Raw genomic sequence first — 16843 nt, 5'->3', positions numbered from 1 at the left:
GGCGCGCTCGGCGGTGGCGCTGGCATTCGTCGCCACGGCACGCACCGGCTCCCGGCACCGCTGACGCTGGTGCTTCCGTCGTCGCGGCGGATCACGCTGCAGAGCCCACTGCCGTTCGAGCCGTTCGTGTTGCCAAGGGCGTTCACCTCGGTGCTGCCGAGTTGACCTGTTTTTGCCCTTCCGGCCGCGTGCGTTCGCCGCTTACAGTGCTCAAGGTCCGCTGGGGAGCGGATCTGACTTGGGGGCTCTGGTGGTGGGGGAAGTCGTTGGCGCGCGCCGGGAAACGGCCGCACTTCCCGTTCCGGTGCTGCTGCTGGTCGCCGGTTTCGCCGCGGCCGTGGTCGCGCAGGGCGGGTACTACACGTACGGCCGGGTGACGTCGGCGCTGCTCGTCGGCTTGGCCGTGGTGCTCGCGCGGCCGCGGCCGAACCTGCTGGTCTGGCTGGGTGGTGCGGTCGCGGTGTGGGCGCTCGTGCGCGGGCTGCTCGAAGGCGATGTCGCCGCCGGGGTGCCGGCCGCGGTGGCCGCCGGGGTGTTCGCCGGTGCGGTCCTCGTGGCTGCGCGGGCGGATGACCTGCAACGGGACCAGCTCGCCACCGTGGTCCTCGGCGTCGGCGCGCTGGTCGGGCTGACCGGGTGGGTGGCCGTGGTGGTCCGGCTGCCGTCGTGGACGACCGAGGCGGAAGGGCTGCTGCGGGCGGCGTCGACGGTGACCTACCCGAACGCGGCGGCCGCTGTGCTGGCGGCGACGGCGGTGCTCGCGCTGGGCAGGAAGCCCACGCCGGTGCACTCGGCCGCAATCTTCCTGGTGTGCACGGGGATCGGTGCCACGATGAGCCGTGCCGGGGTGATCGCGCTGGTCGCCGGGGTGTTGGTGCTGTGCGTGTGCTCCGGGGTGAGGAAGACCCTGGTGGCCGCCGCGCCACCCCTGCTCGGCGCGGTCGTGGCGGTGGCCGCGTTGCTGCCGTCGATGCCGGTGGTGCGGGAGCCGCAGCCGGTTGTCGCGTTCGCCGGGCTGGTCGCCGGAGCCGCTGTGGCGGTCGGTCTGCCCCGGCTGGGCCGGTTTCTGGCGCCCGTGGCCGCGGTGCTCGCGGCCGGTGGCGTGACCGCGTTCTGGCTGGCGGACGGGCTGGCCACGCGGTTGACGTTCAGCTCGCCGGACCGCAGCGGGGCCACCGGTGCCGCGCTGGACCTGGTCGCGCGGTCGCCGCTGCTGGGCGTCGGGCCGGGCAAGGCGACTTTCTTCTTCAACGCGGACAACGGGAACACGCGTGTCATGCGTTATGTGCACAACGAGTACCTGCAGGTGCTCGTCGAGCTGGGAGCAGTGGGACTGCTGCTGGCGCTGGGGGTTGTCGCGGCCGTGCTGGTCGCCCTGTGGCGTGGGCGCGGAACCGCGTTGTGGGCGGGGGCGTCGGCGGCGGTCGTCGTCGTGCTGGTGCACAGCGCGTTCGACTTCCTCTGGCACATGCCGGTCGTGCTGATCATCGCCGGTCTTTGCGCCGGTCTGGGGTTTCCGTCCACTGGGGACGGACGAAGTGAGGGGACAGCATGAAGAAGCTTGCTGGGGGCAAGGCGCTGGCCGTCGCCGCCGTCGTGGGTGGCGCGGTCATCGCGTCGGTCGCGCCGGTGCTGGCGGACGTGAGCGCGCAGTCGCCGTCGACCTCCGCGGTGCGGGTCGAGACGGCCGCGAAGTACAAGGCGTGGGGCGCGGTGGCCGAGGTCCAGGTCTCCTACGCGTGCCCGGCCGGCTCGCAGGCGTACCTGAACGTGCAGGTCACGCAGTCGGTGCTGGGCGGCATCGCGAGCGGTGGCGCCTACCGCGACAGCCTCGCCTGCACCGGCGGTTTCCAGACCATCACGCTCAACGTGACGGCGACGGAGCGCGCGTTCCGGCTGGGCACCGCGTTCGGCAAGGCCGAGCTGCGCACCTACTCGAGCGGTGGCGTGGCGCGCGACGAGCGGAACATCACGATCGGCCTGTGATCCGGTGAAGGCCTGGCTGGCCCTACGAGGTCAGCCAGGCCCGCCAGGTCGGCAGCAGCGTGGCGATGAGCTCGTGCGGTGCCTCGGTGTTCGGCGAGTGCATCACGCCGGGCAGCACCGCGAAGTCCGCGTCCAGCCGCTCCGCCATGTCCCGCTGGGTGGCCGGGCTCCACGCGTCGTCGGCGTCGCCGCACACCACCAGCGCCGGCACCTGAGCCGACCGCAGGATGCGGGCGAGCTTGGCGACCTGGTCCGGTTCGTAGCGCAGGCCGTTGCTCATGCCGAGCAACGCGGCGGCGGGCGAGCGCAGGAACCTGGTGCGGTAGAAGTCCTTCAGGTCCTGGGGGAGTGCGGCCCACGCCGGGTTCTGCGACGACCGCAGCTCGTTCAGCTGCTGCGTGCCCTCGACGCCCTTCTCGGCCAGCACGTGCTCGCCGACCTCCAGCGCCGTGCGGCGGGGACCGGCGGGCAGCTCCGACGGGCCGGACGCCATCAGCGTCAGCCCCACGATCGGCGCGCCCGCGAACACCGCCGCCCGTGACACCAGACCGCCGTAGGAGTGGCCGAGCAGCAGCACCCGGCGGCCCTCCGCGGCGATCTTCTCGATCAGCTCGGCCACGACGGCGCCCAGCGGACCCGGCCGGTAGAGCGTCTCGTCGTCGGGACCCGGCGAGTCCTGCTGGCCGGGCAGGTCGATCGCGACCACCTCGAACCCCGCGTCCGCGATGGGATCGACGATCGGCGCGAAGTCCTCTTTGGACCCGGTGTACCCCGGCACCAGCAGTGCCGTCACCCGCAGCGCGTCGTCGACCGCCGGCGCGCGCAACGCCGCGATCGTGCCGTAGCGGCCCGGGAGGTCGACGTGTGCTGCCCGGTGCGGGCTGATCTGCGAGTACACGCCACGAACTATCGCAGCGCGACCAGCGTTTCGCCACGCTGCTCGAGCACCACCGGTCCGGCTGTGGCCAGCTGCACCGGTCCGGTGTAGCCGTCGCGGTTCACCCGGATCGTGCCCACCAGTGCCCCGGTGGTCTGCTCGTACACCCGCAGGCCCTCACGCACCGGAACCAGCGCACGACCCGCGAGCGTGGTGCCCGCACCGGACGTGCCCTCGGCCGTCCACTGTGGAGTGAGCGTGTCCTGGGCGAGCGCGACCGTCTTGGAACCGCTGAACCAGAACACGTTCGTGGCGGTGGTGAACGAGCGCGCCACGCGGTGCGGCGGGTCGGCGAAGTCGGCGTCCGGGATGTCGACCGGTGCCTCGGAGAGCTGCGAGCCGGTCTCGGCGTCGAACACGACGATCCGGCCTGGGCTCGGCAGCGCCACCGCGACGTGCTTGTCCGTGATGGCCACGACCTGCGCGTTCTTGCCGCCGGTCAGCACGCTCGCGAACACCTTGGGCTCGTCGGACTTGTCCGGGTTGGGCTTGAGGATCGTGATCCGGTCGGTGCCGTCTCCGGGGCAGCGCTCGATCAGCGCGAACCGGCTGGACGTCACCGCCGCCGAGCCGTACGTGCACCCGGCGCGCGGCTGCTTGCCGGGGTTCACGACCGCGCGCAGCTGGCCGTACTCGAGCGAGCGCACCAGGTCGTCACGCCGGTAGACCTCGAGGAACCGCTCCCCGGTCGTGATGAGGTGCGAGCCCTCGTTGAGCAGCGCCGTGCCGGGTTCGGCGTCGCCGTTGCGCTGCGCCCGCCGCTCACCGGTCACGCCGTCGAGCGAGGTGAGCTCGGAGCAGTTGGTGCCCTTGGAGTACAGGGCCATCGCGCGGCCCCAGCCGGTGCCGACCACGCACAGCGGCAGGTCGCGCGTGTAGCTCCAGCGCGCGTCACCGGTCAGCGGGTCGCGGCCGGTGACCTCGCCGCCGTTGCCGGTCACGACCGTCGACGGCTTCTCCTCGCCGGTCTCCTTGACCGCGGTCTGGATCACCACCGGCCACTGGGTGGCGCCGGAGGGCGCGCGCCACACCTCGCCGAGCGACGGCGGTAGCGCGGTCACCTCCGGCAGCTGCGGCCAGGTGGACGGCCCGGTGACCGACGTCGTGGCCCGCGCATCGCTGAACGCCCAGGTCAGCACGGACGCGACGACCGCGACGACCGCGATCAGCGCGACCGCGATGAAGTCGGCGCGGGTGCGCCAGGACCTGGCGCGCGGACGTTCCTCGACGGGCGCCGGAGCGTGCTCGGGCTCGTCGAGGACGTCCTCGACATCGGTGACGTCGGAACCGGGGGTCGACATGGTGATCAGTCTGCCGAAGGAGCGGCCTGTTCGGCAGAGGTTCGACGACGGCGGCGCCGGCGCGGCTTGTCCGACGCGGGCTTCTCGGCGGCCTCGGCGGGTGCCTGCGCCTCCGGCTGCTCACCGGGGACCGGCACGCCGGCACGGCTGCGCGTGCGCGACCGGGACCGCTTCGGCCTGGACTCCTCGCTCGCCGCCTCCGGTGCGGCCTGCTCGGTCGCGCCCTTGGAGCCGGTGCGACGACGGCGCTTGCGCTTGCCGTTGTCGAGCGTCTCCTCCTCCTCGGCGTCCAGACCGGCCCGCGTGCGGTGGCTCAGCGGCAGCCGGCCCGTGGAACCGGACGGGATTCCCAGGTCCTCGAACAGGTGGTCCGAGGTCGAGTACGTCTCCACCGGGTCGGGCTGACCCAGGTTCAGCAGGTCGCTGACGGACTTCCAGCGCGTCGTCTCGTCCCAGTCGACGAACGTGACGGCGACACCCTCGCGCCCGGCCCGGCCCGTGCGGCCGATGCGGTGCACGTAGGTCTTCTCGTCCTCGGGGCACTGGTAGTTGATGACGTGCGTCACGTCGTCGATGTCGATGCCGCGGGCCGCCACGTCGGTGGCCACCAGCACGTCGACCTTGCCGCTGCGGAACGCCCGCAGCGCCTTCTCGCGCGCGCCCTGGCCCAGGTCACCGTGCACCGCCGCCGCGGCGAACCCGCGCTCGGTCAGGTCGTCGGCCACCTTCTGCGCGGTCCGCTTGGTCCGCGCGAAGATCATCGACAGGCCGCGGTCACGGGCCTGCAGCACGCGGGCCAGCATCTCCGGCTTGTCCATCGAGTGCGCCCGGTAGACGAACTGCTTGGTGCGCTCGTGCGTCTGACCTGCGTCGTTCTCCTCGGCGCGGATGTGCGTCGGCTGCTTGAGGAACGTGCGGGCCAGCGTGATGATCGGGCCGGGCATGGTCGCGCTGAACAGCATCGTCTGCCGCTGGTCGGGGACCATCGTCAGGATGCGCTCGATGTCGGGGAGGAACCCCAGGTCGAGCATCTCGTCGGCCTCGTCGAGCACCAGCATCCCGACCTTGCCGAGCACCAGGTGGCGCTGCTCCGCGAGGTCGAGCAGGCGGCCCGGGGTACCGATGACCACGTCGACGCCCTTGCGCAGCTGAGCGATCTGCCGCTCGTACGGGATGCCGCCGTAGATCGCGGCCACGCGCACACCCAGGTGCTTCGCCGCGGCGGTGAGGTCGTGGGTGACCTGGAGACACAGCTCACGGGTGGGCACGACCACAAGGGCCTGCGGGGTGCCGTCGCCGGGCGTGTCGAGGCGGTGCAGCAGCGGCACGCCGAACCCGAGGGTCTTGCCGGTGCCGGTGCGCGCCTGGCCGATGACGTCGTCACCGGCGAGCGCGATGGGGAGCGTCAGCTCCTGGATGGCGAACGTGCGTTCGATGCCGGCTTCGCCGAGCGCCTTGACGATCTCGTCGCGCACGCCGAGCTCGGCGAACGTGGGGGAGTCGGTGCGCACCGGGGCGTTGGCCTCCAGCGGGCGCGTGGTGTCCTCTTCGACGGCTCCGGTCTCGCTGTGCTCCAGGAGAACCGGGTCCAGATGTGCTTCTACTTCAGCGGTCAGGGTGATCAGCCTCTCTCGTACCAGCGCGCACTAGCCCTGGCCGGGCCTCTCGACCGCGCTCTCCAGTGGAGCTGCGGGAAAGGTGTGCACGCACCCATTCGCGGCGCCTGCCCAGGAAAGACAGGGGTCACAGCGTGGTCGTCACACTCGTCACGCCGGGCGCCTGCAGAACATTCTACCTGGAAAGACGCAGTTGACCACCTGGTACGAGGATCACGATCGACATCGGCGTCCGCGGCGTGCCGTCCGGGACCGCTCCCACGCCTCGCGAACGCGGCCTGGACAGGCGTGGCCGAGATGGTCCGGAAGGCGAACAACGGGCGGTGGCCACGGGCCGCGCCACTAGAGTTCGGGCCATGGGTGTTGCGGAGGGTGTTGTTGATCTTCTTGGAGCGCTCGCCTACGGCGAGCTCTCCGCCTTCGACCGGATGACCGAAGACTCGCGCACGGCGCCGACACTGTCCGGCCGTGCGGCCCTCGCGCAGATGGCGGCGGCGGAGATCGGGCACTTCACGTTGCTGCAGAAGCACCTGGCCGAGCAGGACGTCAAGGTCGAGGACGCGATGGCGCCGTTCGTCGCCGGGTTCGACGCGTTCCACGAGTCGACGAGCCCCAAGTCGTGGCTCGAGTCGCTGGTGAAGGCGTACGTGGGCGACGGGCTCGCGGCGGACTTCTACCGCGAGGTGGCCGCGTGGCTCGACGACGAGCCGACCCGCGAGCTGGTGCTCACCGTGCTCGCCGACACGGGGCACTCGGCGTTCGCTGAGCGCGAAGTCCTGGCCGCCGTCGAGTCGGATCCGCGGGTGCGCGACCGGCTCGCGCTGTGGGGCCGGCGGCTGCTCGGCGAGGCGTTGACGCAGGCCCAGTACGTGGTGGCGGAGCGGGACGGGCTGTCGGAGCTGATCGTCAGGGGGTCGGGGGACCTCGCCGGGATCGGTCAGCTGTTCCGCCGTCTCCAGCAGTCGCACGCGCGGCGCATGACGCAGCTCGGTCTGGGCTAGGTAGGCTCGGCCGTAGATTTTTCTCTTGAGCACGGAGGTCAGCGTGGAGGTCAGGATCGGCGTCGCGGACAGCCCGCGGGAACTCGTCGTGACCAGTGAGCTCAACCCGTCCGAGGTGGAGACCCTGGTGGCGGACGCGGTGTCCGGCAAGTCCAGCGTGCTGTCGCTGGTGGACGCCAAGGGTGCGCGGTTCGTCGTGCCCGCTGGCCGCGTCGCGTACGTGGAGATCGGCCCGCAGGACTCGCGCAAGGTCGGGTTCGGCGCCTGAGGTTCTCGAACGAAAAAGCCCCGGTCGTGCTGACCGGGGCTTTTTGCTAGCTCTCCGCAGGTTCTTCGATCTTGTAGGGCGGGGTGGAGATGCCGCCGACCCGGTAGCGGCCCCACGGGTCGGGGTCGGTGAGCGTCCCCTCCGCCTGACCGGTCGGGGTGCGCAGCACCGCGGTCCGCGCGCCGCCCTCGACCCGGCTGGTGACGTCGTCGTTGGCCTTGATCCGGCCGTACCAGTGGTAGCGGCCGTCGATCGGCTGGAAGTAGCCGCGCAGCTCGACCTCGACCGCGACCTCGGTGTCCCCGAAGACGAGCGTGGCGGCGCCGGTGTAGCCCTCTTCTTCGTGCTCGTGCTCGTCGCTCATCTAGTCCACCAATCGCAACTGGGTGAGTGGCTGTTCGGGGTCGATCTGGATGCCGCCGGCGCGCAGCACGCCGTCGAGGGCGTGCCAGATGAGCGTGGCGAGGTAGTCGCTGAGGTTCGCGCGGGACATGGTCTGCCGGTCGAGCCACCAGTCGCCCGCGTTCTGCACCATGCCGACGAGCCCGTGCGCCCACGGTTCCGCGCCGCCCGAGTCCATGTCGAACGCGCGCAGGTAGTCGCCGATGATCCTGGCGAGCGTCGCGGCGATGAGGTTCTTGTCCTCCTGCGCGACGTCCTTCTCCACCGGCCGGTCGACGAAGGAGCCCTTCACGACGAACCGGTACAGGTTCGGGTTCTCCTCGATCACCGACAGGTAGGCGTCGACGATCCCCTCGATGCGCGCGCGGATCGAGCCCTCCGCGACGAGGGCGGGTCCCATCCGGTCCATCAGCAGCTCGGTGGCCTTCTGGCCGACCGCGAGGTAGATGTCCGACTTGTCGGTGAAGTGCCGGTAGAGCACGGGCTTGCTCACGCCTGCCTCGGCGGCGATGTCCTCCATGCCGACGTCCGGGCCCTTCTTGGCCACGGCGGCGATCGTGGCCTCGACGAACTCCGCCCTGCGCTGCTCGCGATGACCCTTCCACCGCTCACGTCGCGCGTCCGGCCCCTTGACAGTGCGTGCCATGTGACGCACGCTACCAGAAGTAACCGTTACCTCAAGTAACACTTACCGGGGAGGGCTACCGATGAGGGTCGCCGATCGGGAGAAGACGGCGGAGAGGCTGCTGAAGTCGTCCGCGGAGAAGTTCTACGACCCGGAGGTGGACATCGACTGGTCCGCTCCGCTGGTCGACGGGCTCTTCTACATCCCTGAACAGCGCATTTCGCTCTACGGCACGCCCCTGTACGACTCGTTGACGCACGAGCAGCGCATCGAGCTCTCGAAGCACGAGCTGGCCTCGATCGCGTCCGTCGGGCTGTGGTTCGAGCTGCTGCTGATGCAGATGCTCGTCAAGGTCGTCTACAACACCGACCCCACGACCAGGCACGCCCAGTACGCGCTGACCGAGGTCGCTGACGAGTGCCGCCACTCGACGATGTTCGCGCGCCTGGTCGAACGCATCGGCTGCCCGGCGTACGGGCCGGTCAAGCACACTCACCGGCTGGGCAAGCTGCTGCCCGTCATCGGTTACGGCCCCGCGATGTACGGCTCGATCCTGGTCGCCGAGGAGATCCTCGACCGCCTGCAGCGCGAGGCGATGAACGACGAGACCGTCCAGCCGATCGTGCGGATGGTCAACCGCATCCACGTGCTCGAAGAGGCCCGCCACGTCCGGTTCGCGCGCGAGGAGCTGCTGCGGGGCATGGACGACCTGCGCGGCTTCGAGAAGCCGTACCAGAAGTGGCTCATCGGCTTCGTGTCGATGATGATCACCCGCGCGATCATCAACCCGGAGGTCTACGCCGCCGTGGGCCTCGACGTGCGCGAGGCCCACCGCCAGGCGCTGGCCAACCCGCGGTTCCAGGAGACCATCCGCTGGTCGGGCGAACGGATCATGTCGTTCCTGCAGGAGGCCGGACTCGTCGGAAAGCCGGGGATGCGCTCGTGGCGCCGCTCGTTCTTGATCGGCTGAACGTCGTCACGTCGGGGACTTCGCCCTCCGACGTGACCGCCGTCCTGCTGCACGGCTGGACCATGGACCTCACGACGTGGGACCGCGTGGCCGCGGCTTTGCCCGGCCGCGTGGTCCGCTACGACGTGCGCGGCCACGGCCGCTCCTCCGGTGAGGGCCCGTCGCCGACGCTGTCGGAGCTGGCCGACGACCTGGCCGCCGTCCTGGAGGAGCACGTGCCGAGCGGCCGCATCGTCCTGGCCGGTCACTCGCTGGGCGGCATGACCATCATGGCCCTGGCCGAGTCCCACCCGGAGCTGTTCGCCCGCGTCACGGGCGTGGCGCTGGTCGCCACCTCGTGCGGCAACCTGCCCGCCGTGAACGCGGTGGAGCGACTGGCCGCGAAGTGGCTGGTCAAACGGCCGAAGATCGGGTTCGGCCGCCTCATCGCGCCGGGCCTGCGCGTCACGTTCGGACGCCGGCCGCGGTGGGCCGACGTCCGCGCGGCGGCGGCGATGGCCGGAAACACGACCGGGACGGCGTTCGTCGGCATCCGCGAGGAGCTCACCCGGCACCAGCGGCGGGAGGCTCTCGCGGTGCTGTCGTCGATCCCGACCGTGGTGATGGCCGGGTCGTGGGACGTCCTGACGCCCATCCGGCACGCGCGGGTGATCGCGGAGGCGCTGCCGTCGGCGGAGTTCGTGATCTACCCGAAGACCGGGCACATGCTGCCGCTGGAGCGGTCGGAGGACGTGGCGAGGCGGATCGCCGCGCTGATGTGAACTAGTAGACCGTCGCTTCTAACCTTTGGGGTAGAGGTGGCGGAGTCGGGTGCGGGCGTCGTGAGTGGTGAACTGCCAGTCGACGCCGCGCTGGTTGGTGTTGGTGGCGTGTTGCCAGGCGGCGAGTTCGGTGTTGAGGGTGTCGAGGTCGCTGATGCGGCGGTCGAGGCACTGGCGGCTGAGTGCGGAGAGTTCGATCTCGGCGATGTTGAGCCAGGACCCGTGTTTGGGGGTGTGGTGGATTTCCAGGCGCTGGGCCAGGGCGAAGGCCTCGGCGGGCGGGAAGGCGTCGTAGAGCGAGGCGATGGTGTGGGTGTTGAGGTTGTCCATGACCAGCACCACGGTCCCGGCGTCGGGGTAGTCGACGGTCAGGAGTTGTTTGACCTGCCCGGCCCAGTCGAGTTTGGTCCGCTGGGCCAGGGCGTGGACACGCCGCCAGCCGCGCAGGGGGTCGGTGAACACGAAGATCGAGCAGGTGCCGCGCCGGACGTATTCGCTGTCCTGGCGGGCATCGCGGCCCGGCCGGGCCGGCAGCGGGTCGCGGACCTCGCCGAGGAACTGGAAGGGTTTCTCGTCCATGCACACGACCGGGCGGGCGGGATCGTACGGGCGGGCGTAGACGGCGAGGACGTCTTCCATGCGGGCGGCGAACTCGGCGTTGGCGCGTGGCGGGATGGTCCAGCACTTCCTCAGATGAGGACGCAGTTGCGTTTTTTCAACACCCGGCCGATGGTCGAGTGGTCCAGGTTCGGGATGTCCTCGGTGAGCTCGACATGCTTTTCCAGCAGCCGCAACGACCACCGGGCATGCCCGGCCGGCGGTGCCGAGCACGCCAGCGCGATCAGCCGGGCCTCCACCTCCCCGGTCACCGGCGACGGCACCGGCGGAAGAGCACGCTTCTTACGTCCGATCGTGGCAAGAACATCACCGCCGGTCTCGGCGAACCGCCTGGCGACCAGCCGCAGCATCTCACCCGAGACCCCGAGCCGGGTCGCGATCACTTCCTTCGGATCGGGTTCGCCCACCGAGGTGTCCAGCGCGAGCAGCACCCGCGCCCGCCTGATCGCCGACGCCGCACGCACACCCGTGCTGGTCAGCCGGATCAGCTCTTCACGATCCCGTGCCGACAACGTCACCGGCCGCTTCAACTGGGAGGCCATGACAACAGCCTCCCAGCCAAAACGCCGTAAGTAAGCAGCGACACACTACTAGTGCGGTGACCACGAACCTTTGCCGCGTTTCGCGGCGGTCAGACGGGTGCATCGTGGGGCCGGCCCCACGTCCTCATACTGGTTGTACCGCTTTGGTGACCTACTGTGGAGGCATGGGCGACGCAGAGAAGGTTAGTGCAGGTCAGAGGGCTTTGCCGGTGTTCGACTCCTACGCGCGGTTGTCGTGGAACCCGAACACATTGGAGTTGGAGAAGGTCGAGGATCAGCACAAGGACAACCAGGCGACGATCCATCGTCACGGCGGTTCGTTGGGTCTTGAGCTGAGTGACGGTCTGTCCGCGTGGAAAAAGAACGTGAAGCGGCCCGATTTCGAGAGGTTGTTGGACCGGGCCGCTCAGCGTCTTTCACAAGGTATCGCCATCTGGCACGTAGACCGCCTTTTCCGTCAGCCACGCGACCTGGAACGACTGATCGACCTAGCCGATAACGGGTTTCTCGTTATCAGTTCGCACGGTACGCGCAACCTGTCCGATCCGGACGACCGGTTCATTCTGCGAATCGAGGTCGCGCACGCGGCACGTTCATCTGATGACGCGTCGCGCCGGATCACCCGCCGAATGCAGGCTTACCGCGAACGTGGCCGTACGGTGGGCGGACGTCCGGGTTTCGGGATGATGCGAAAAGACCTGACTTGGAAGCCTGGACCGAAGGACAAGACGGACGCGCGTCCGTACGTTTCCGAATCGCTGGTGAAGCGGGAGCAGGCGGCGTTGCGGAAAGCTGTGCATGAGATGTCACTCAATGCAACCGACTCATCCAAGGTTGCGCGCTTGTGGAATGAGCAAGGGCTCGGGACGACAGACGGGGGTGAATGGATCGGCGAGACGGTGCGCCAGACTCTGTTGCGTCCACAGTTGGCCGGTCGCCTGGAAACAGATGGTGTAGTGGTCGGCCGGTTGCCGGGTGAACCTGTCGTGGATGAAAAGGAATGGTTGCGGGTCCGGGCGATGATGGAAAGTCGTCGCCGTGGTGCCGCCCCAGGTCGGAAATATCTGGCGTCAGGAATGTTGCGGTGTGGTGTGTGCGGGAACAAGCTCACCGGCCGCGACAAAGGAGAGCGCAAGAGCACGGGCGGTCGAATTGAAATTTACTACTGCCGAAAGCGTGCGGGTAACTGTGGGTCGATCACTGTCGACCAGGCTGCCGTGGACCGTGAACTGCGGAGTTTCGTGGTCTCCCGCTTGTCGGACCCTCACTACGCCCATGCCATCTCTCTTGCGCGTGCTGAGGTGTCCGGGCGGTTGAGGGAACTTGCTGCCGAGATCGAGGAAATCGAGGCGTTGCAGCAGGCGTTGTCTGAGAAGCTGGGACGACGTCAGATTTCCCTGAAGACGTTCGAGGCATCACACGACCCGCTGATGGACGACTTGACCGACTTGCAAGCGGAATACGATGAACTGTCGGGTGGAGCGCCGGAAGGTCCGACGACCGCTTTGGCCGCCGAACAGATCGATGCGAAGTGGGCGGATGCGGACGTAGTGGAAAAGCGTGCCATGCTGGCCAATGCCATGGGTCCGTTGCAGATCCGGATCTTGCCGTCACCGAAAGAAGGCAAGCGTGTGTTTGATCGTGATCGGATGATCACAGCGGACCCGAAGGCCCCTTTTCTCAACGGCAAGACTCGCCGCTAGCGGCCTGAATATCGTGATGCCCCGCGCCAGTGAAAATGGCGCGGGGCATCACGGTGTTCAGTTCCGCTGTGTGCCGGGCTACTTTGTGTCGCGTTGACGCGCGTCGATCCTGGAGAACAACGCCCCGATCCTATTGATTTCATCCTGCGTCATCGGCGGCATGGTGGCGACGATCTTCCGCCAGTGTTCCATGCTTTCTCTCTGTTCTGGCGTGAAGTAGCTGGTTGTCTCTGTGTCACCTCCGGTGATCGCCGATTCGTGTTCATCATTCATCGTGGTCTCATCACCTCCCCTCGCATGGTGGATGTCGACGGTTTCCGTCTCCCGGATTGATTCTTCAGCTGAACAGTCCGGACAATGTGTTGATCCCGGAAATGATCAGCGCATTCACGGCACGGCCGATGTGTCCGGCGAGTCCGGTCGGTGCGAGGCTCACGCCGAACGCGATTCCCAGCAGTACCCCGAGGATTTTCTGCTTTCCGTGCTTGACGGCGTAGAAGATCACCAGTGCCAGGATCAGCGGGACGGCCACGGTCACGGTTGCGGTGGTGGTCATGTGTTCACCCCCGTTCCTGGGCGCTGAGAGCGTCGCTGACGACTTGGCGGTGGTAGCCCTGCCGGTTACGCCCGTCTTGCTTGATCTGCGCCGGAGAGAGCTTCAGGGGCCGCAACGCGTCCGCCAGGTCTTCCGGGGTCCAGTCCGCGTACCGGTCGTGCCGCCCGGCAAGCCGGGCCAACAGGTCCACGGTCCACAGTCGTTCGTCGTCGCCGAACGCGGCCAGCACGTCCGCGACGGCCATGCGGTCCAGCGGGGCAGGCTCACCGGATCGAGGCGACGGCAAGGCGATCACCGCACGGTGCCGCCCACTCCCACTGCCGTTGCCTGATGGGCTGAAACCGTTGGCAGCACGGCGTTTGCGTGCCGCCTCGATCGACACAGCGTCCACCCTCGGACGGTGCGGTGCCCGCTGTCGTGCCCGCTGTGCGGTGTCCTCATCGGACACCGGGCGGAACTTCGACAACACCGGGTCGCGGTAGTGCGGGGCGTAGACGTACGCGCTGCCCGCGTCCTCGGGACTGTCGGCCGATGCCGGGTTGAGCCGGTCCGGCCGCCACCCCTCCCCGAGCATCGACGGACCCAGCACCAACCGGACGTCCGCGTGTCGGCACGCGTGCAGGATCTTGAGCGCCGTGGTGTCGGCGATCGCGTCCCCGAGCGTGTCACTGGTCGCCTCCGTCGCGGCCAGCAGAAGAGACACCCGCGCCTTGCGGCCGATCCGCAGCACCTCGACCGCCATTTCCTTGGCAGCGTTGGACAATCGCGAGTACTCGTCCACGAACACGATCACCGCCGGATGCTCACGCGTGGGCACCCACTCACGCCCCTGCATTCCCATGTCCCGCAACAGATGCGGCCGAACCTCAGCCAACGCCAGGGCATCGGCCAAGGCGTCCTCGATCCCGGCGCGGGTGCGCTCGCTGCGCTCGATCGAATCGGCGAGGACGTCCAGCCCGGTTCCGGCGGGGTCGAGATCCCACACGGTCGCGTCCGCGCAGTCCGTCACCGCGTCGGCGAGCGTGGCCAGGGTCGAGGACTTCCCGGACCCGGTGTCACCGATCACGACCCCGTGCACCCCGAGCAAGCCCAATGCGAGGGGTTCGCCGGTGATCACCGATCCGACGTGCAGCCGGTCGGTGATCGACCGCGACACCAGCGGCCGTGCCGCGTGTGCGGGCGCGGCCTGCAACCCGGTGAACGGGTCCCGCTCGGCCAGCCGGATGACCACTCGGGCGCGGCGGGTGCGGTCCGGGGACGCCATCGCCCCGCCCGCCGGTAGATCGAGAGTGGTTTCCAGCGCGGCCAACTTGTCGACCACCTGAGAAGGGGTGCCCCGGCGCAAGATCACCGGGACTTCCCACCCCCACGACTGGCGCACCGCCTCGCCGACCAGCCGGAGATCCACACCTTCCGTGCGCAGCGCCCGTGATACCGCGTCGGCCGCTTCGGCGCGGGTGTGCGCGTCGGCGATCGGGAACGGCTCATCCGGGCCACTGTGGACGATCAGCTCATGATCATGATCACCCTCAGCCGGCTGGGGTCGCACACCCCTTCCTACCAGCGCAAACACACCGAACATGATCGAGGCCGCGGGAAGGTTCCCGAGCTTGCCCGCGATACCGGACACGACCAGCACCACGACCACGGCGACGATCAACATGAGCACCGACCGCACGGCGGCCATGCGCGCCCACTCCTCCCGCAACCGCTTCGCGGTCCCGTGCCGCTGCTCGTCGTCCATCTGCCGGACCAACCTCGCGTAAGAGGCGTGCCCCGACGCCCACCGGACCGTGCGCGACACCACCCACCACGCACCACACAGGGCGTACACGGTGGTCCGCCAGGTCCAGCGGGGAGCGCGCCGTGCGAACCAGCACACGCCCCGCCACACCACACCCGGCGCGCGGTGGCGCAGCCATCCGGCCGCGTCCCGTACGGGCGGTCCGGCCACCGACCAGACCGCACGCCACACCCGACGCGCCCGGTCGGCGAGCACGGGCCAGCCACGCCAGAACCGAAGTGCCGCAACGGTTTCCCGCACCCATCCCGCGATGGCGAGGTAGGCGGGCGAGAAGAGCACCCGTTCCACCCACCAGCCCGTCACCGCGTCGATCACGGCACCGAACGCACCCAGCCACCCGAGCAGGGTGGCGCGCACCCGCGCCACCACTGCCCGCGTCACACCACGCGCGCTCATCGGCGACCGTCCACGCGCATCGCGTGTGCCCGTGTTCGCTGCTCGGGAACCGAGCTCGGGGAGCTGGTCACCGCGTCGGTGTCCAGCCACGCCGCCCGCACCGCGTCCACAGACTGTTCCTCGGGCGACTCGGCCGACAACGTCCCACGAGCATCCATGAACACCCGCGCCAATTCGTTCTCACTGACGTACTGCGTAGCCACGGCCAGCACGGCCGCCGCTTCCCTGGCGATCTGCCGGTAAATCCACCCGCCGTCACGCTGTGCCGCGATCGTCGGGAGTTCCTCACCCAGCCACGCCAGGTGGAACAAACGGTTCTGCATCTGTTCTGGAGTTTCGAACATGAGGTAAACCCAATCTCTTGGAAGGGACTCTCTTGTGAGAGCCACACCCCGCCAGGTGCGGGGCGATGACTCAAGTAAGCCGCCCACCAAAAGAAACCTCTATGTCAGATTCTGCATACGCTATGCGCGTTTTGGAATACCCGCAGGTCAGGCGATCGCACGCGATGATCGACATACAAAAGGCAGGTAAATCAACGCGGATATGCCGGATCTGTATGTTGATCTCCCCTTCCGCAGAGACACCCCATCTGAGCTGCGGAAACAGGCAGTCGGCTGCAACCCGGTACGGGGCGCGCATTAGTGACGGGCTGCTCTCGGGATGCTCGTTCGCCCTGACGAGTGAGCATCAGCACCATGCCCAGGCGCTGAGAACCCCTGCGAACAGCGGATATGCAGGATCGGGGTAACGGTACCCGCGAACTGTCATAGACCCCGCACACCACCGGTGAGCTAATCGGCCTGGTTGGTCACACACGTGACCACACAAACACACCGAGGCCCGATGAGATTGTGACCGGTGTCGATGATTGTGACGGCAATCCTCACCACGCAGATAGGCCGCGTGGCACGCGGGATCATCGAATGCACCCAACTGATAGAACAGGTCTTGCATACCGAGCACACCGACTGGGAAACACTTCTCTCAGTCGGAGATGTCGAGTTCTACAGCGAACGGTCAGGGCCGTACCCCAATCACCAACTCAGAGTCAGCGCATCACCGAGAAACAATATTGCCGCGCTGAGCTACATCGACCACGACGACCCCGCGTTATCCATAGCTAACTCCCACAACCCCGACGACAACAGTCCCTTTGTCGCGTTGGTCTTCAACGGCGAAACCGGGGCAGTATTTCCGCGCAGCGCGTTGATTCCCATTCCTCGCGCACGAGCCGCGTTGATGGAGTGGCTGAACACCCGCACACGCCCCACCTGTATCGAATGGGTGCCCTATGACCAATACTGACGACACTCCCGCCTTCGAAATTCCGGCGATAGACGAGAACGGCAATCGC

Annotated in this window: 19 protein-coding genes; 8 read left to right on the top strand and 11 right to left on the bottom strand. The window is 68.4% G+C overall.

Annotation, left to right across the window (positions count from 1 at the left end):
• The first annotated feature begins 253 nt into the window (after positions 1 to 253).
• The gene (locus tag BBK82_RS09250; protein WP_154697208.1) at positions 254 to 1555 is read left to right on the top strand and encodes an O-antigen ligase family protein; all 1302 of its coding nucleotides are present in this window, start codon (positions 254 to 256) and stop codon (positions 1553 to 1555) included.
• A complete protein-coding gene (locus BBK82_RS09245) occupies positions 1552 to 1986 on the top strand; it encodes a hypothetical protein (protein ID WP_065914622.1) in 435 nt (144 codons plus the stop codon). The genes BBK82_RS09250 and BBK82_RS09245 overlap by 4 nt, the downstream gene beginning before the upstream one ends.
• Before the next feature lie 22 nt (positions 1987 to 2008).
• Here the strand turns inward: BBK82_RS09245 and BBK82_RS09240 are convergent, their stop codons facing one another.
• Genes BBK82_RS09240 through BBK82_RS09230 form a run of 3 tightly spaced genes read right to left on the bottom strand, consistent with a single transcriptional unit; the run spans position 2009 to position 5849 of the window.
• A complete protein-coding gene (locus BBK82_RS09240; RefSeq protein ID WP_065914621.1) occupies positions 2009 to 2884 on the bottom strand; it encodes an alpha/beta fold hydrolase in 876 nt (291 codons plus the stop codon).
• Positions 2885 to 2892: 8 nt separating this feature from the next.
• Positions 2893 to 4224: an Rv3212 family protein gene (locus BBK82_RS09235; protein ID WP_179953764.1), complete on the bottom strand. Its 1332-nt coding sequence runs from the start codon at positions 4222 to 4224 to the stop codon at positions 2893 to 2895.
• Between the two features lie 5 nt (positions 4225 to 4229).
• Positions 4230 to 5849, bottom strand: coding sequence for a DEAD/DEAH box helicase (locus BBK82_RS09230; RefSeq protein WP_418287501.1), 1620 nt, complete (start codon positions 5847 to 5849; stop codon positions 4230 to 4232).
• Between the two features lie 347 nt (positions 5850 to 6196).
• On the opposite strand from BBK82_RS09230, the gene BBK82_RS09225 reads away from it, so the two are divergent.
• Together BBK82_RS09225 and BBK82_RS09220 are read left to right on the top strand one after the other, a co-directional pair.
• The gene (locus BBK82_RS09225; RefSeq protein ID WP_065914619.1) at positions 6197 to 6841 is read left to right on the top strand and encodes a ferritin-like fold-containing protein; all 645 of its coding nucleotides are present in this window, start codon (positions 6197 to 6199) and stop codon (positions 6839 to 6841) included.
• A 43-nt stretch (positions 6842 to 6884) separates the two neighbouring features.
• Positions 6885 to 7109 carry a DUF3107 domain-containing protein gene (locus BBK82_RS09220; protein WP_065914618.1) on the top strand — a complete coding sequence of 75 codons (225 nt, stop codon included), beginning with the start codon at positions 6885 to 6887 and terminating at the stop codon, positions 7107 to 7109.
• A 46-nt stretch (positions 7110 to 7155) separates the two neighbouring features.
• On the opposite strand, the gene BBK82_RS09215 is transcribed toward BBK82_RS09220, so the two are convergent.
• The gene (locus BBK82_RS09215) at positions 7156 to 7473 is read right to left on the bottom strand and encodes a DUF4873 domain-containing protein (RefSeq protein WP_065914617.1); all 318 of its coding nucleotides are present in this window, start codon (positions 7471 to 7473) and stop codon (positions 7156 to 7158) included.
• Complete coding sequence (locus tag BBK82_RS09210) at positions 7474 to 8157, bottom strand: TetR/AcrR family transcriptional regulator (protein ID WP_154697207.1); 684 nt, start codon at positions 8155 to 8157, stop codon at positions 7474 to 7476.
• A gap of 61 nt (positions 8158 to 8218) precedes the next feature.
• Between BBK82_RS09210 and BBK82_RS09205 the strand changes: the two genes are divergently transcribed.
• Both BBK82_RS09205 and BBK82_RS09200 read left to right on the top strand, forming a co-directional pair.
• Positions 8219 to 9106: an AurF N-oxygenase family protein gene (locus BBK82_RS09205; protein ID WP_065914615.1), complete on the top strand. Its 888-nt coding sequence runs from the start codon at positions 8219 to 8221 to the stop codon at positions 9104 to 9106.
• Positions 9079 to 9867, top strand: a complete 789-nt coding sequence (locus BBK82_RS09200) for an alpha/beta fold hydrolase (RefSeq protein ID WP_065914614.1) — start codon at positions 9079 to 9081, stop codon at positions 9865 to 9867. Before BBK82_RS09205 ends, BBK82_RS09200 begins: the two co-directional genes overlap by 28 nt.
• Positions 9868 to 9885: 18 nt before the next feature.
• Here the strand turns inward: BBK82_RS09200 and BBK82_RS52685 are convergent, their stop codons facing one another.
• Positions 9886 to 10668, bottom strand: coding sequence for an IS630 family transposase (locus BBK82_RS52685; protein WP_237048377.1), 783 nt, complete (start codon positions 10666 to 10668; stop codon positions 9886 to 9888).
• Positions 10557 to 11027 carry a helix-turn-helix domain-containing protein gene (locus BBK82_RS52680; RefSeq protein ID WP_218920600.1) on the bottom strand — a complete coding sequence of 157 codons (471 nt, stop codon included), beginning with the start codon at positions 11025 to 11027 and terminating at the stop codon, positions 10557 to 10559. The genes BBK82_RS52685 and BBK82_RS52680 overlap by 112 nt, the downstream gene beginning before the upstream one ends.
• A 164-nt stretch (positions 11028 to 11191) precedes the next feature.
• On the opposite strand from BBK82_RS52680, the gene BBK82_RS09185 reads away from it, so the two are divergent.
• Positions 11192 to 12730: a recombinase family protein gene (locus BBK82_RS09185; protein WP_083267883.1), complete on the top strand. Its 1539-nt coding sequence runs from the start codon at positions 11192 to 11194 to the stop codon at positions 12728 to 12730.
• Between the two features lie 78 nt (positions 12731 to 12808).
• Here the strand turns inward: BBK82_RS09185 and BBK82_RS09180 are convergent, their stop codons facing one another.
• The 4 genes from BBK82_RS09180 to BBK82_RS09165 all read right to left on the bottom strand — a co-directional run bounded on the left by BBK82_RS09180 (position 12809) and on the right by BBK82_RS09165 (position 15809).
• Positions 12809 to 13003 carry a hypothetical protein gene (locus BBK82_RS09180; protein ID WP_065914612.1) on the bottom strand — a complete coding sequence of 65 codons (195 nt, stop codon included), beginning with the start codon at positions 13001 to 13003 and terminating at the stop codon, positions 12809 to 12811.
• 64 nt (positions 13004 to 13067) lie between these two features.
• The gene (locus tag BBK82_RS09175) at positions 13068 to 13286 is read right to left on the bottom strand and encodes a hypothetical protein (protein ID WP_065914611.1); all 219 of its coding nucleotides are present in this window, start codon (positions 13284 to 13286) and stop codon (positions 13068 to 13070) included.
• A 4-nt stretch (positions 13287 to 13290) separates the two neighbouring features.
• Positions 13291 to 15486 carry a hypothetical protein gene (locus BBK82_RS09170; protein ID WP_154697206.1) on the bottom strand — a complete coding sequence of 732 codons (2196 nt, stop codon included), beginning with the start codon at positions 15484 to 15486 and terminating at the stop codon, positions 13291 to 13293.
• A complete protein-coding gene (locus BBK82_RS09165) occupies positions 15483 to 15809 on the bottom strand; it encodes a hypothetical protein (RefSeq protein WP_065914609.1) in 327 nt (108 codons plus the stop codon). Before BBK82_RS09165 ends, BBK82_RS09170 begins: the two co-directional genes overlap by 4 nt.
• Before the next feature lie 544 nt (positions 15810 to 16353).
• On the opposite strand from BBK82_RS09165, the gene BBK82_RS47370 reads away from it, so the two are divergent.
• Positions 16354 to 16794: an Imm1 family immunity protein gene (locus BBK82_RS47370; protein WP_237048376.1), complete on the top strand. Its 441-nt coding sequence runs from the start codon at positions 16354 to 16356 to the stop codon at positions 16792 to 16794.
• Positions 16795 to 16843: the final 49 nt, after the last annotated feature.

This window comes from Lentzea guizhouensis, assembly GCF_001701025.1.
Classification (GTDB): domain Bacteria; phylum Actinomycetota; class Actinomycetes; order Mycobacteriales; family Pseudonocardiaceae; genus Lentzea; species Lentzea guizhouensis.
This window is presented reverse-complemented; position numbering and strand designations above follow the sequence as displayed.

Excerpts from the sequence above, each read along its gene's own strand:
- BBK82_RS09245 (WP_065914622.1), top strand. The coding sequence starts at position 1,552 with ATGAAGAAGCTTGCTGGGGGCAAGGCGCTGGCCGTCGCCGCCGTCGTG.
- BBK82_RS09235 (WP_179953764.1), bottom strand. The coding sequence starts at position 4,224 with ATGTCGACCCCCGGTTCCGACGTCACCGATGTCGAGGACGTCCTCGAC.
- BBK82_RS09225 (WP_065914619.1), top strand. The coding sequence starts at position 6,197 with ATGGGTGTTGCGGAGGGTGTTGTTGATCTTCTTGGAGCGCTCGCCTAC.
- BBK82_RS09215 (WP_065914617.1), bottom strand. The coding sequence starts at position 7,473 with ATGAGCGACGAGCACGAGCACGAAGAAGAGGGCTACACCGGCGCCGCC.
- BBK82_RS09210 (WP_154697207.1), bottom strand. The coding sequence starts at position 8,157 with ATGGCACGCACTGTCAAGGGGCCGGACGCGCGACGTGAGCGGTGGAAG.
- BBK82_RS09205 (WP_065914615.1), top strand. The coding sequence starts at position 8,219 with ATGAGGGTCGCCGATCGGGAGAAGACGGCGGAGAGGCTGCTGAAGTCG.
- BBK82_RS52680 (WP_218920600.1), bottom strand. The coding sequence starts at position 11,027 with ATGGCCTCCCAGTTGAAGCGGCCGGTGACGTTGTCGGCACGGGATCGT.
- BBK82_RS09185 (WP_083267883.1), top strand. The coding sequence starts at position 11,192 with ATGGGCGACGCAGAGAAGGTTAGTGCAGGTCAGAGGGCTTTGCCGGTG.
- BBK82_RS09180 (WP_065914612.1), bottom strand. The coding sequence starts at position 13,003 with ATGAATGATGAACACGAATCGGCGATCACCGGAGGTGACACAGAGACA.
- BBK82_RS09175 (WP_065914611.1), bottom strand. The coding sequence starts at position 13,286 with ATGACCACCACCGCAACCGTGACCGTGGCCGTCCCGCTGATCCTGGCA.
- BBK82_RS09170 (WP_154697206.1), bottom strand. The coding sequence starts at position 15,486 with ATGAGCGCGCGTGGTGTGACGCGGGCAGTGGTGGCGCGGGTGCGCGCC.
- BBK82_RS09165 (WP_065914609.1), bottom strand. The coding sequence starts at position 15,809 with ATGCAGAACCGTTTGTTCCACCTGGCGTGGCTGGGTGAGGAACTCCCG.
- BBK82_RS47370 (WP_237048376.1), top strand. The coding sequence starts at position 16,354 with ATGATTGTGACGGCAATCCTCACCACGCAGATAGGCCGCGTGGCACGC.